Source organism: Saccharopolyspora sp. NPDC045941, from assembly GCF_056431445.1.
Window position 1 is genome coordinate 18,944 of record NZ_JBWKKU010000066.1, and the last position, 13,228, is coordinate 32,171.

16 protein-coding genes are annotated in these 13,228 nt (G+C 68.2%); 6 read left to right on the forward strand and 10 right to left on the reverse strand.

Annotation, left to right across the window (positions count from 1 at the left end; genetic code table 11):
• The first annotated feature begins 175 nt into the window (after window positions 1-175).
• From AC07FN_RS36725 to AC07FN_RS36735, 3 genes are all read left to right on the forward strand, one after another.
• Window positions 176-562, forward strand: a complete 387-nt coding sequence (locus AC07FN_RS36725; protein ID WP_478399783.1) for a VOC family protein — start codon at window positions 176-178, stop codon at window positions 560-562.
• Between the two features lie 100 nt (window positions 563-662).
• Window positions 663-953 carry a hypothetical protein gene (locus tag AC07FN_RS36730; protein WP_478399784.1) on the forward strand — a complete coding sequence of 97 codons (291 nt, stop codon included), beginning with the start codon at window positions 663-665 and terminating at the stop codon, window positions 951-953.
• Window positions 954-1,187: 234 nt separating this feature from the next.
• Window positions 1,188-2,786, forward strand: a complete 1,599-nt coding sequence (locus tag AC07FN_RS36735; RefSeq protein WP_478399785.1) for an SMI1/KNR4 family protein — start codon at window positions 1,188-1,190, stop codon at window positions 2,784-2,786.
• Between the two features lie 95 nt (window positions 2,787-2,881).
• Here the strand turns inward: AC07FN_RS36735 and AC07FN_RS36740 are convergent, their stop codons facing one another.
• The gene (locus tag AC07FN_RS36740) at window positions 2,882-3,028 is read right to left on the reverse strand and encodes a hypothetical protein (RefSeq protein ID WP_478399786.1); all 147 of its coding nucleotides are present in this window, start codon (window positions 3,026-3,028) and stop codon (window positions 2,882-2,884) included.
• Window positions 3,029-3,144: 116 nt separating this feature from the next.
• On the opposite strand from AC07FN_RS36740, the gene AC07FN_RS36745 reads away from it, so the two are divergent.
• Together AC07FN_RS36745 and AC07FN_RS36750 are read left to right on the forward strand one after the other, a co-directional pair.
• A complete protein-coding gene (locus tag AC07FN_RS36745; protein ID WP_478399787.1) occupies window positions 3,145-3,723 on the forward strand; it encodes a TetR/AcrR family transcriptional regulator in 579 nt (192 codons plus the stop codon).
• Between the two features lie 70 nt (window positions 3,724-3,793).
• A complete protein-coding gene (locus tag AC07FN_RS36750; RefSeq protein WP_478399788.1) occupies window positions 3,794-4,735 on the forward strand; it encodes an alpha/beta fold hydrolase in 942 nt (313 codons plus the stop codon).
• A 124-nt stretch (window positions 4,736-4,859) separates the two neighbouring features.
• Here the strand turns inward: AC07FN_RS36750 and AC07FN_RS36755 are convergent, their stop codons facing one another.
• From AC07FN_RS36755 to AC07FN_RS36770, 4 genes are read right to left on the reverse strand one after another with little or no spacing between them, the layout of a single operon-like run.
• Entirely contained in the window at window positions 4,860-5,186 is a 327-nt protein-coding gene (locus tag AC07FN_RS36755; protein WP_452616822.1) for a hypothetical protein, read from the reverse strand.
• Entirely contained in the window at window positions 5,183-7,180 is a 1,998-nt protein-coding gene (locus AC07FN_RS36760) for an nSTAND3 domain-containing NTPase (protein WP_478399789.1), read from the reverse strand. Before AC07FN_RS36760 ends, AC07FN_RS36755 begins: the two co-directional genes overlap by 4 nt.
• Window positions 7,177-7,908, reverse strand: a complete 732-nt coding sequence (locus AC07FN_RS36765; RefSeq protein ID WP_478399790.1) for a toll/interleukin-1 receptor domain-containing protein — start codon at window positions 7,906-7,908, stop codon at window positions 7,177-7,179. The genes AC07FN_RS36760 and AC07FN_RS36765 overlap by 4 nt, the downstream gene beginning before the upstream one ends.
• A 42-nt stretch (window positions 7,909-7,950) precedes the next feature.
• Entirely contained in the window at window positions 7,951-9,153 is a 1,203-nt protein-coding gene (locus AC07FN_RS36770) for a transcriptional regulator (RefSeq protein WP_478399791.1), read from the reverse strand.
• A gap of 304 nt (window positions 9,154-9,457) precedes the next feature.
• Here AC07FN_RS36770 and AC07FN_RS36775 point away from each other — a divergent pair, with 304 nt between their 5' ends.
• Complete coding sequence (locus tag AC07FN_RS36775) at window positions 9,458-9,661, forward strand: hypothetical protein (protein WP_478399792.1); 204 nt, start codon at window positions 9,458-9,460, stop codon at window positions 9,659-9,661.
• A gap of 102 nt (window positions 9,662-9,763) precedes the next feature.
• On the opposite strand, the gene AC07FN_RS36780 is transcribed toward AC07FN_RS36775, so the two are convergent.
• The 5 genes from AC07FN_RS36780 to AC07FN_RS36800 form a co-directional block, all read right to left on the reverse strand.
• Window positions 9,764-9,940, reverse strand: coding sequence for a hypothetical protein (locus AC07FN_RS36780; protein ID WP_478399793.1), 177 nt, complete (start codon window positions 9,938-9,940; stop codon window positions 9,764-9,766).
• A 120-nt stretch (window positions 9,941-10,060) separates the two neighbouring features.
• The gene (locus tag AC07FN_RS36785) at window positions 10,061-10,309 is read right to left on the reverse strand and encodes a hypothetical protein (RefSeq protein ID WP_478399794.1); all 249 of its coding nucleotides are present in this window, start codon (window positions 10,307-10,309) and stop codon (window positions 10,061-10,063) included.
• A gap of 81 nt (window positions 10,310-10,390) precedes the next feature.
• A complete protein-coding gene (locus tag AC07FN_RS36790; protein ID WP_478399795.1) occupies window positions 10,391-11,485 on the reverse strand; it encodes an NAD(P)/FAD-dependent oxidoreductase in 1,095 nt (364 codons plus the stop codon).
• Between the two features lie 98 nt (window positions 11,486-11,583).
• Window positions 11,584-12,033 (reverse strand): MarR family winged helix-turn-helix transcriptional regulator, encoded by a 450-nt coding sequence (locus AC07FN_RS36795; protein ID WP_478399812.1) that lies wholly within the window; start codon window positions 12,031-12,033, stop codon window positions 11,584-11,586.
• 95 nt (window positions 12,034-12,128) lie between these two features.
• Window positions 12,129-13,103 (reverse strand): sugar-binding transcriptional regulator, encoded by a 975-nt coding sequence (locus AC07FN_RS36800; RefSeq protein WP_478399796.1) that lies wholly within the window; start codon window positions 13,101-13,103, stop codon window positions 12,129-12,131.
• Window positions 13,104-13,228 lie beyond the last annotated feature (125 nt).

Here is a 13,228-nt window from a genome sequence, read left to right on the forward strand (position 1 = left end):
GGCGCGCAAGCCCCCGACAGCCTCTGCAATGACCTGGAGAGCGTGCCCCGTACCTGGCTGTGACCCGGGGCACGTGATCTTGACGCGCCGGAAGCCGTCGTGATCTGATCGAGCCAGCGTCGCGTGTCGGTGGCAGGCTGTGCCAGGCATGGAGGCGTGGGTTCGAAGGGTCTTCATGACCACTCTTTTCAATCACACGATCGTCGCCGCGCGCGACAAGCAGGAATCGGCGTCCTTCTTCACGGAGATGTTCGACCTCCCGCCGGCGGAGCCGGGCGGCCCCTTCCTCACGGTCCACCTGGACGCGGGCGTGACGCTCCAGTTCGCGGAGCCGGGCATCGAATTCCCGCCGCAGCACTACGCATTCCTCGTCACCGAGGAAGATTTCGACGGCATCTACGCCAGAATTCAGGCGGCGGGCCTCGAACACTGGGCGGACCCGCAGCAGAAGCTCCCGCAGCAGTACAACACGAACCACGGCGGCCGCGGCGTCTACTTCTGCGACCCGTCGGGTCACCACCTGGAAGCGATCACCCAACCGTACGGCGCGGATCTGAACTGATCTAAGTGGACGGTCGAACGCGGCCCGCCCGGTCCTCGTGCCGGGCGGGCCGCGCGGCTGGTAGCGTCGGGCGAGCCCCGGCCGAAGGGACTGGTTCGCGATGACCGCCGAGCACCCCGAGGTTCCGCCTGACGGGGAACGCGATCACAGCCTGCTGATCAGCGAGGAGCGGCAGCGGGATCTGCTCTCCCAGCTCGTCGAGATCGAGCACGAGATCCGCCGGGTCACCCTCGACGCGGCCGGGAACGGCCCGGCCAATCGCGCGGCCGCCGAAGCCCACCTCGCCGAGTTCACCGACCTGACCCGGCGTGCCCGCCGGGCCGTCCGCAACGCGGTCACGGTCGAAGAGCGGATCGCCCACCTCGACTTCGACGTCGACGAACGGCCCTGAAGCACCGGAAACGCGGCAGGAACGCAATTTCAATGGAAATCAGAGCTCTGATTTCCATTGAAATTGCGGAAGTTGTCCACAGCCATCGGCGTGTCGGGTTCTGACACGCCGATGGAACGTGGTCATCGCCGTGTTCGGCACCGGACCCGGTCCCGAGGCCGGTGCGCCGCGACTGTCGGCACCGGGTGCTAGAACCCGTCGGAAACGATCAACGATCTGAACGGGCGCATTCCAATGGGACGTCATCGGCGGGAAGCCGGCACCACCGAACTGCTCAGCGGCATGGCCGCCCGCGTCGCGGAGAACGCTCCCGAGGGATGGCGGCGCGCGTGGGCGAGCGTTCACCGGGACAGAAGCAGCTCCCGCAGCAGCGTCATGCAGTACGAGCTGGCCGACGGTGAGCTCCGCGACGGTGGCGCGGATCTGTTCAAGGAAGCGGGAGCCCTGTTCTTCGCGACCGAGCCGTGGCCGGAACACCTGACCGTCGAGCTGGTCGTCGAGCCTTCGGGCGAGTTCGAGGTGATCACCAGCCGGTCGCTGATCCGCACGCAGTACCAACCGGATCGCCTGCTGCTCGTGCTCAAGCCGGATGTCCTGCCCGCCGAGCCGGGGGACGAGCAGGAGGGCCCTGCGGATCCGACGTTCGCGGGTGATCCGGACGAGGCCGTGCGGCTGCTCCGGGAGTACCTCCGGCTGCGCGCGGAGATCTTCGAAGAGGAGGAGGAAGAAGAACTGTCTCCTCCGCTGGACGAAACGACGCGCGCCGAGCTCATGGCGAGCCTGGACGTCGCGCTGCCGCCCGATCTGGTCGCCCTGTACGGCGTGGCCGACGGCGACGACGGCGGCGACGTCAACATCTTCGACACGCACTCGTGGACCGACCTGGAGTTCGTGACCGACCATCCCCACCACCGGCACGAACGCGACTGGACCGACGACCCGCTGACGGGTGCGGTCTTCGAGGCGATACCGCCGGGGAAGGTGCGCCGGTCGATGAGCCGCGACGGGTGGATCGTGATCGGGGTCAACGAGGACGGGGACTTCCTCGCCGTCGACATGGACCCGGGGCCGGCGGGCCGCCCGGGACAGGTGATCATCATCGGCGGCGAGTACGAAGGAGCTCCCATCTACGTCGCCGACTCGGTGACGACGCTGCTGCGCCGCCAGGTGGAGGCGCTCGAACGCGGCGACTACGAGCTCGACCTCGACCGCCTGTTCGTCGACGCCGACACCCCGCGCCCGTGGGAGTACCTGGAGTCGTTCTCGTGGGATGCCGGCGACCACGGCGGCTCCCTGGCCGGGATGTCTGGGGAAGTCCAGCGCCTCACGGCGTGGAAGGCCGACGGGATCGACCTGGAACCGGTGCGACGTGCACCCCTGTTGCGGGACGCGGTGCTGCTCGGCCAGGGCGCCATCGACCTGAGCCCGCTCCGAGACGCGCCCCTGGAGAGCCTGACGCTGGAACTGGGCTCGATCGACCCGACTCCGCTGGCAGGCCATCCGACGCTTCGAAACCTGGCCCTCCGCTCGCAGCAGCCGGTGGAAATCGCTGTGCTACCAACACTTCTGCGACTCCAGGGCCTCGACCTCTCCCGCGCCGAGGTGACCGACGTGGAGCCGGTCGCAAAGCTGGGAGGACTGCTGCTCCTCGCCCTGACCTACGAGCAGTGGGTGCGGCTCTGGGAACTCGGCGCCGAGCTGCCATCGCTAGCGGCGGTCGCGCTGGGAGGAAACCCAACGCCGAACCAGATCGACGAGTGGACGGAGCATTTCACGGGAACCCTCCCGAACGGCCGCGAAAAGCACACCGGCCGATACGACGCACGATCATGACCAGGCGGCGCCCGGCCGGCCCACCTGGCCGGGCGCAGCACGCATCAGCCGCTGAACCTGCCGGCCTTGATCGCTTCTAACGCCCGGTTCGAGGCCTACTTCTCGATGGCGGCGCGCAGAGCCGCCGTGAACCATGCGAACACCGGTGCCAGGCTCGGCGGAACCGGCCAATCATTGATCACCGTCAGTTGCCAGTAGTGCTCACTGCGCGGATCGGCTGCGATCCCCAGGCGCGCCAGCATCCAGCGGCGCAAGTCGGTGCGGCCGAAGGCTCGGCGTAGCGCGCGGTCAGGCTGTCCACGATCGGCGCCGCCTAGAGAATTTGAACGATCGGTCCAAATCGGTTAGCCTCTCCGGTGTGGGCAGGACCAAGGAGTTCGATCCGGACGTCGCGCTGGGCAAGGCGATGGAGCTGTTCTGGCGGCAGGGCTACGAGGCGACCTCGATGCAGGATCTGGTCGACTGCCTCGGGCTGGGGCGCGGCAGCATCTACGGCGCGTTCGGCGGAAAGCGCGAGCTGTACCTGAAGGCCCTGGAGCGCTATGTCGAGGACACCGGGCAGGCGTTCGTGGCGCACCTGTCCGCGTCCGGCCGGGCGATCGACGCGGTCTGCGGCCTGGTGCGCCTTTACGTCGAGATTTCGGTCGAGGACGCCGAGGTCAAGGGCTGTTTCATGACGAACACGGCGGTCGAGCTGCCTGCGGACGAGCAGGTGGGCCGCCGGGTGGAGTCCGGTCTGGCCGTGATGGAGACCGCGCTCACGGCGGCCCTGATGCGCGCCCGCGCGGAGGGGGACCTGGCCGCGGACAAGGATCCCGCGGCGCTGGCGCGATTCCTGGTGACGCTGCTCCAGGGTGTGCGCGTCGTGGGCAAGACGCCCGTTCGGCGGCGCTTCCTCGATGACGCCGTGGAGCAGGCCCTCGCCCTGTTGAAGTGATCTGACGCGCTCTCGGGTCGGGTACTTCCATGCCCATTTACTGGAATGATCATTCAACAAAAGGAGCGCTGTGAACGCCGTACCTACCGATGCCGAACTGGCCGCCTCGCTGGACGGGGGCTTCACGAGCGAACACGCCGACGTCAACGGCACCCGGCTGCACCACGTCACCGGCGGGCGCGGCGAACCGTTGGTGCTGCTCGGCGGCTGGCCGCAGACCTGGTGGCAGTTCCGCAAGGTGCTGCCCGAGCTGGCGCGCCGATTCCGGGTGACCGCGGTCGACCTGCGTGGGATGGGATCGTCGGCCAAGCCCGAGTCCGGCTACGACAAACCGACGATGGCGCGCGACATCCGCGAGCTGATCCGGCACCTGGGGCATGAGTCCGCGTTTGTCGCGGGACATGACATCGGGGCCTCGGTCGGTTACCACCTGGCGGCCGGCCATCCGGAAGCGGTGCGGAGGCTGGTCACGGTGGACATGGGCGTCCCGGACGCCTCGTGGCTGGACATCACCATGCTGCCGGGATCCGACGACCAGGCCGCGGCGCTGGAGGTGGGCCGTGGCGGCTACCCGTGGTGGTTCGCGTTCAACCAGCTCCGCGGCCTGCCCGAGCAGCTCCTGGCCGGTCGCTTCCGGTACCTGATCGACTGGCTGTACGGCCACATGCTGCTGGACCAGGCGTCCGTCGACGAGGACGCGCGGCGCGTCTACGCCCACGCCTACGACGATCCGGACGCCATCCGCGCGGGCAACGGTTGGTACCAGACGATGCGACAGGACGTCGCCGCGCTGGCCACCTACGCCCCGGTGGAGCTCCCGATCCTCACCCTGGCCGGAGAGTCCAGCTATCCGGCGTTGCGTGCGCAGATGGGGCCGGACAAGGGCACGGACATTCGCGTCGTCGAGGTGCGGTGCAGCGGCCACTACGTGCCCGAGGAACAGCCGGATGCGGTGGTCCGCGAACTGACCGGGTTCTTCGGCGGTCACGTGGATGCGCCCAGAACGGCTTGACCCTCACGTCACGCAGGGCCTCATGCTCGTTCCAGTGGAGGTGAGCGAAGTGAGCTTCTCGGGCGGTGAGGTGAACGGGCCGTTCGCTCCGGTGGGCGGGACGAACGGGCCGTTCACCTCGGCCCTAGAGCGGGCGTGGTGCGTCGAACTTCTGGCGGACTTCTTCGGCCACGCCGGGATTTCCGGCGGCTTCGATCAGCCGCGCGAAGCGGTGGGCCGTCAGGGCGCGCACCGGGTTGTCCCCGTACAGGCCAATCCGGTCCAGGACCACGCCGACGTGGTCGCTGGTCGTCCTGTTCCCGTGCATGAGTTTCTGGTAGACCCCGTACAGAATCGCTCCGAACAGCGGCACGGTGACCCAGGCCGGCCATTCCAGCAGCAGACCCAGCAGGAGCGGGACGGCAGCCGCCAGCGTCAGGCCGCCGTACAGGATCCGGTTTTCCTTGCTCATCGAACGGCCTCCTCAGGCACGTGGTCGAACGTGTAGTCGGTCGAGTGCAGGCCCTGCGCCATGTCGATCAGCTGGGACAACCGGACGAAGACATCGGCGCGCCCGCTCGTGGTCCGGCTCCAATCGCGCGCGAGGACGTGCAGCGAACCGAGCAAGTGGAGGTGCTGGCTCGCCGCGTCCACCAGGATGCCGAGCAGCAGATCGTGCGGCGCGGTCCGGCCGGCGGCGTCGAGCCAGTGGCAGACGCGCTGCACGACGAGGTCTGGACGAGCGAGCATGGTCTCACGCCAGCAGGAACTCAGTTGGAAGCGGATCGTGTGATCTGCCGCGAGAGGCTGGGAACGCATGCTGGAGTCGGCCAGCCGCACCGGATCCGCGATGGCGAGGAAGAGGAAGTGGTCGACGGGCCACGGTTGCTGCCTCGCCAGGCCCGTCGTGAGCCTGTCGAGCAGCAGCCGCAGCAGTATCGGATCGCGCGAGGTCAGCTCGACGAGCGCCTGGTACGCCGTCGGGGCGCCGGTGCCGTCCTCGTTGCGGGCCCGGTGGTGCAGCCGCACCAGGGCCTGTTCAGGGTAGGTCGGCGCGATCACCTCGGTGCACACGTCCACAACGATCTGCCCGACGTCACCGGGAAGGTCGTTGCGCCGCGACCAGTCGTACACCAGACGCCGGAAGAAGTGACCGTGGCGCTCGCTCCTCAGACCGCGCAGGAGAGCTCGCACACCGTAGTCGCGCAGTGCATTCGACGCTCCGTGCTGCCTGGGAAAGACCCACCGGTCGATCAGCCACTTCACGTGCCCCGGCGAGTTGGTGCGTAGCGCCTGCTCCACGAACCGGTCCACCAGGTTCTCCCGGTCCCGCCTGGTGAACTGCTCGATGCGGATGATGTCGTCCACCCACCGGCAGAACGGCTCCCGGAGATCTGGGTAGTTGTCCCAGAAGTGCTCCCGCAACGCCCGGTCATAGCTGAGCCGGCTGAACTCGATCCGGTTGTTCGGCGCGACGTCGATGCTCAGATCGACGAGTTGGGTGCGGTAGCCCTCCTGTTCCATCCGGGGCTCCTCACGTCCGTCGAGGCTCAACGCGCTCACAAGGCGGTGGGAGGCGAAGAACACGGCGTCGCTTGATGCTCCGCGGCACATCGCCGCGGCGAGCAGGACCGTGCGCTGCCGACCGCCTGACACCTTGTTCAGCTGCTCCGCCACCTCGTTGCTGCGGTCGATCCGGGCGGAAACCGCCTCGCTGAGCCACGTTGCGACGTCGCCGCTGCGGTTCGTGTCCCTGGCGAGCACGACCATCTGCGCGAGGTTGGCGATCTCCGACATCGGTGCGGACAGGCTGCGTGCGAGTTCCTCCGAGGCCAGCTGCTGGACCGAGGGGAAGATCGACTCCTGTTCCAGGTGCCATCGCAGCACCGAGGCACCGCGCGGCCGGTCGATCCTGGCCTCGAACTGCGCCAGGTCCGAATCCAGGTGGTGCTTGCGGGAATCGGGCACGACTACGGCGATATAGCCGTTGCGCTGCTGGAGGATCGTGCGGAACGAGAGGAGATCTCGTTGCCGGGCGTGGAACACGTCTTCGCCGCTGTCCGAGAGGTCGAGGACGAACAGGTGGCCCGGCTGGACCTTCAACTTGTCCAGGCCCGGATCCTGTGTGCGCGCCTCGTCGTCGAGCACGGTGAAGGGGGTGTGGTCGTCGGCGAGCTCGTTCAGGAGCATCTTCGCCGCTGTGCGCCGACCGCTTCCCAGCGGCCCGGTGAGCACGACGGTGCGGGACTGCCGCAACATTTCCCGCGCAGCACCAAAGTTCTGCGGCGGCTCGAACCGGCTCTTGAGCCAACGCAGGTCGTCCTTCAGCGTCAACCGCGGCCCACGAGCCTGCTCCTGGACGCTCTCGTGGATCGTGAAGTAGATCGGGTTGATGTTCTGATCGCCGGATCCGGCGTGGATCGGGCTTCCCTGCGTGTCGTGGAATTCGTTGTTCGTTTCGGTCACCGGTCTTCACCCCGCTCCCGCTTCGAGCCGAACTTCTGGCGGATTCCGCCGGTGTTCTTGCCCGCGATGTAGTTCGCGCCGTCGCCGTAGAAATTGTTCTGGTCACCCGCGCCGCTGCTCACCGGACCCGTCGGGCCGTTGAACGTGGTGGTGGTGATCGATCCGGTGTGCAGGTCGCGGAGCTGGATGGCGCTCCCGACATGGCCGGTGATGGAGTTGTACACGCCTTCGGATGAAGGCGCTTTCGCCGCCCGGTCCACGAGCCCCGGCACCAGGTCCAGGAGCTCGGCGGCGATTCGCACCAGCCCGGCCTCGGCGTTTCCGGTGTCGAAGTCGAGCGCTTGGAGGTCGGCCAGCGGGGCCAACTCCGGCGGCAGTGCTGCGGCCGGAAGCCGCGGCAGCCCGCGCCCGCACAGGACCGGGATGATGCGGGCACCGGACTCCATGGCGTTCAAGATCTCCTTGCGGATCCAGTCGTTCTCGCTCGCCAGGGCCTGGTTCCCGCTCTGGTCGGTCGCGGTGACCCAGTTGGGGCCGATCAGGACGAGGAGTGCGCGGGCGTCGAGCGACGCGGCCTGCAAACGCGCTCGGAAGTTGTCACCGGGCCGGATCGACTTGCTGTCGCGGAACACCTCTTCGCTGCCGAACCTGCCCGACAAGTAGCTTTCGATGTGCGCCGCTGCCTGGTGGCAGTCGTCGGTTCGGTAGTTGACGAAGATTTTTGGCATGGAGGTACCTCATTTCCGGCACGGATGGCGCCTGGGGACTTCTCAGATGGACTGGTTGTGCAACGAGGTGATCAGCCGGGGTTGCAGCTCGCGGACTGACCGAACCCGGTGGTGCCGGGCGAGAACGTGGCTCAGCTGGCGGAGGTCGGTGATGATGGTCGCCGAGCCGACGGTGTCGACGACACCGAGGATCTGGCCGGCCAGAGCACAGGCGTGGTCGATGTCGCCGGCCGAGGCGTGGGCCAATGCGCGGCGCACGCCGTAACGCGCTTGAGAGCGAAGTGCCTGCGGCGACAGGCGTTGGACCTCGCGGTCGAGAACCGTCGTAGCGGCGTGGATTCGGCCGAGATCGTGGAGGCACCAGCCGTGGATCATCTCGACCGGGTCGGCCAGGTTCGTCGTGCCGAGCACCGGCCCGGCTTCGGGTTGCGAGGCGCTCAGCATTTCGCGCGCGTGGTCCAGTGCCCGCATGCACGAGTCGTAGTCACTGGCGAGCGCATGGCCTTGCGCCTCGTGCAAAGCGGCCAAACCGCGGATGCGCGGGGTCGTCGCGCCGCTTTGCGCTTGGCGCGACAGGTCGATCGTGTGCTGTGCGTTTCGCTGGTACATGGCGACCAGCGCGCGCCGGGCCAGCGAGTACGCGGCCAGCGTTGGGTCCTCGCCGGCTTCGGCCAGCTCTACCGCGCGGTCGGTCCACCACAGCGCGGCCTGGTCGTTTCCCGATTCCTGCGCCATCCACCCGGCGAATTCCGCGTACCGCGAGTTCAACGCGAAGAGCTCGCCGCGGGCCTTCGGACGCCTGGCGCGGGCGGCGAGTTCGCGGAGGGTGTGGGTCTGCGCGATGAGCGCGGGCAGCACCACCGAGGGGCTCGCCGTCTGCCCCAGCCTGCGGAACTGGTCGAACATGGTGCGGAACGTCGAGACCGTGCTGTCCTCGGCGATCGCGTGACCGCCGCCCATGCCGAAGGCGAGCACCGAAGCCGCGCCCGCCGCCAGCGCCTGCCGCCGGTCCATCGGCCGGAACCAGCTCTTCCCGCCTGAGTCGAGACTCATCAACCACACCTCACCGTCGCCGTTCACCTCGGGCAGCGATGCTTCGGAAGACCGCGCGGGAACCAGGCTCGCGAGTTCTCCACCGGCTTCGAGGATCGAATCGCAACGCCGGGCGAAATCCGGTGTCGGCCGTTTCCCGCCGGTTTCGATCTTGCTCACGTAGCCCTTGCTGTAATGAAGCAGCGCGGCCATTCGAGTGAGCGAAAGACCGGCCGCGGTGCGCAGTCTTCGAAGCTCTGCCCCGAACAGTGTGGGCTGTTCAGTCACATCGTCCTCCGGGTTTCCCGTTGCCCGGTTCAGCGGGCGACGGGAAACGGCTGTTGGTCCCGACCGGTTTTCGCGCACGGTGAAACGTGCCGGTCCGGCGACTGGGAGGCCGGGCCACCGGCAGACCTTAGGAGAAGAGATGATCAAGGACGAGCTCGTCCGAGAATCGATACCCGAACAGCCCAATCCACCACTGGCGAGGTCGCTCGGACGGGTGATGCTCGCATCCGTGTTCACCGCGGTGCTGGTGTGGGCGGCGATCGTCCTCGCCGGCATCGCCCTTTCCGGTGTTGAGCTTTTCGCCTTGGTGCTGGTGCTCTCCGCCGCATTCATCGCAGTCCTCGACGCCTGGAGGGAAATCCGGTTCGGCACGGCCGCGCGCCGTTCGCCGGAGGATTGTGGCGGAGATTCGGATTCCGGAGCCGGGAAATAGAGCCGTTTCCCGTTGCCCGTTGGAAGAGTCAACGGGAAACGTGCGCCACCGGACGGTTTCGGCTATGCGCGCCATCCCGCCGGCTCGCCTCGCTCACGAGCCTCACGCGGCGGGGACGGGCGGTTTCGCGATGAGGATGATTGCGTTGTTGGCGTGGCTCATAACCACGCTGCCCCGGCCGAGTCGGCGGTGCGACGGGTCCGTCTCGATCCGGTCTGCGATCGCATCGATGCCGATCAGCGGCGGACGAGGTCGGGCGTGATTCGCGCGTTCGGTCATGCCGCCGAGCAATCACGCAGGCCCGACAGATTTCAGCTGCAGTTGGGTGTTCGCAGGAGGCGGCGGAGGACAGCATCCATCGCTCCAGTGGCCTCGCCCCGAGCGGGGCGAGGCCACTGATCATCGGGCCTTCGCGATCGCTTCGCGCACGGCCGGGACGATTTCGCCCGCCCAGAGTCCGAGGGAAACGCCGTCCTGCGTTCCGCCGCCCGCCGAGAACAGCGTGAAGCCCGACGCGCCGTGTTCGAGCACGGCACCGGTCAGCTCCTCGACCCACTGGTCGACGGAACCGCCGATCCAACGGTCATCCTCGTCGCGCGTTGCGTTTGTCCAGAGTGGACGATTTCGGCCCCTGGCCGCCGGGCGCATCGGCCGCGTCGACGGAGTCGCGGTGTGGATGTCCTCTTGGGATGGTCTTGAGGACGCCGGCTGCGAGCGGGAACGCTGCGTTCAGGCGGTGGGGCCGAACTGCTCGATGAAGCGGCCGGTGAACAGGTCCGCGCCCTTGTATTCGGCGACCATCGCGGCCGGCGCGGCGGTCGGGCCCTCGGGAGAGGGCAGCTGCCCGACACCGCCGCTGCGGCCGAGCGGGAGCAGGATCGAGAGGGACGGCTGGGGAGCGTAGGTCGCCGCGGGGCGTTCTCCGCTCAGCTGAGCGGAGATGTTCTTGACGACCACCTCGGCGTGCTGCATCGCGTGAGCTGCCATCTTGGCCTCGGCGACGTCGGTGATGTCGCCGACCGCGTAGACGTGGTCGTGCCCCACGACGTTGAGGAATTCGGTGACGGGCACCTGGCCCTGCGGCGTGCGGGTCGTGAGCTTGCCGTCGGCGAGGTAGTCGCTGTTGGTGCTCGTCCCGTAGGCGCGGAACCAGATGTCGGCGGTGATCTCGTCGCCGCCGGTGGTGGTGGCGGTGAAAGCACCGGCACGGCCCGGCTCGGTGCTCGGCGCCGCCGTCAGGCCGGTGCCGAGGCGCACGTCGACACCGAGCGCGTCGAGCTGGCCGCGCAGGTCCTCGACCACCTCCGGCTCGAAGCCGGGGAGCAGCTCCCGGGCCGGGTCGACGATGGTCACGTGCTTGTCCGGCCAGGCGTCCTTGATCTCGCCGGCCAGTTCCAGGCCGACCGGGCCGGCGCCGAGGATCAGCGCCTTGCCGGCTCGGCGGAGTTCCTCGTTCGTCCGGCGGAGGTCGTCCAGCGCGTCGCCGACCGAGTCGGAGCCGGGCTTGGCCGGGTAGGCGTAGCTGGAGCCGGTGGCCAGGACCATGTAGTCCGCCGGGACGTGCTCGCCCGAGGCCAGGGTGACGCCGCCGGGGTCCACCGAGACCGCGCGGTCGCGGATCACCTCGCCCCGCGTGAGCAGCGTTTCGAAGGGGAAGAACATGTTGCCCGCCCAGTCGGGCCGGGCCAGCGCGCGCAACGATGCGGCCGCGTTGACGAACGCGTCCCGGGGGTCGATGAGGACGACGTCGGCCTCGGACTGCAGCGCCTTGGCGACCGCGGCGCCCCCGTAGCCTCCGCCGATTACCGCGACGGTACGACTCATGATTCCACGCTCCACAAAAGATCGAGTTCGTGGTACGAACTATAATAGTTCGTACCACGAACTCAAAGGATTGTGTCGCGGGACACATCATGTGCGGATCAGCTGTCGCGGGTGCCCTCGTCCGATTCCATGAAGATCACCGGAACCTCGTTGCTCAGCACGACGCGGCCCAGCAGGTCGGCGAGCGTGTTGCGCTCCGCGGGGCCGAGGTTCGCCGGCAGCTCCTCGATCCGCCTGCAGGTCTCGGTGTAGAACTCGTCCGCGAGCTTGCTGCCCTGTGCGGTGAGCGCGACCCGCACCGCGCGCGTGTCCTGCGGATCCGGCTCGCGGCGGACCAGGCCGTTGCGCTCGGTGCGGTCCACCAGGCCGGTGAGGCTCGACTTGGCCAGGCCCAGCATCGACCCCAGTTCGCTCATGCCGCGCGAGCGCGACATCAGCACGCACAGCAACTGCCCCTGCTGCGGCGTCAGCCCGTATTCCCGGCCCGACTTGGCGTACACGGCATCCACCAGGAACGCGGACCGCACCAGCGCGGCCGCCATTCCCATCTGGCCATCTTCTTGATTGCCCACGCCGCCAGATTAACATCGGACGCCTTGATAATTCGCGCAACGAACTGCGCCTTGCGCGGGGGATCGGCCGGTCATCCGGGCGGGCGCTCGGCGGCCAGTTCCAGGATCCGCTCGGCCGCCACCGCGTCGGTGATGAGGGTCGTGACGATGCCGGAGCGCAGGACCGCGTCGATCGCTTCCGCCTTCGGTTCGGTGTAGCCGAGGGCGATCACTTCCGGGACCTGGCGCAGCTGTTCGTGGGTGATCGCCAGGACGTGGTGGGCCAGGCCGGTCGACAGGGCGTTGCCGTTCTCGTCGAACAGGCGGGCCGCGATCTCCGCCGTCGCGCCGCGCCGGCCGATCGAGTCCCGTTCGCTCGGGGTCAGCGCGTCGTACACCGTCGATTCGCCCGGCTGCCAGGCGCCGATGCTCACCACGGCCTTGGTCAGGTGCTGGAACTGGTCGAAGGTCTCCGCTATGCCCGGCTGCTTGCGCAGGATGTCGGTGGTCCGGCGGTCCGGCAGCACCAGCGGGCCGTAGATCGGGTAGGGGTCGCCGCCGCCGACCGCCGCGACCCGGCCCACCGTCTCCACCGACCGGTCGCGCATGTCCATGCCCGCCTGCACCCCGCACAGCTGCACGATCGGGCACTTCGGGAGGGAATCGACGGCTTCGGCCATCGCGTTCACCGAACGCGCCCAGGCCAGGCCGATCACGTCGTCCGGCGTGGCGAGCTCGGTCAGCAGCCGCGCCGCCAGCGAGCCGATCCGGCGGCGCAGCTCCGGCCGGTCGGCCTTCGATTCCGCTCGATTGAGCACCATGACCCGGCGGAGCCCGTAGGCGGCGCGGACCTCGTCCGACATCGGCAGGTCCACCGGCACCGGCAGGTCGAACTCGATCCGGACGAGGCCGGTTTCCTGTGCCGCGGCAAGGATGCGCGCCGCTTTGAAGCGGCTGATCCCGAACTCCTCGGCGATCTCCAGCTTGGACCGGCCCTGGACGTAGAACCGGTGCGCGATCGACGCCGCGGTGATCGTGTCGGTCATCCGGATCCTCTTGGTGCTCATATGAGCAAGATAGCTCGAAATCCGGCCCAAAGGTTGACGTATCTCGGCATGAAGTCCTTGAATGCTCCGCGTATTGCGGGACGCCCGCGATCAAATGCGCTCATATGAGCAGACCGGAATGGAGT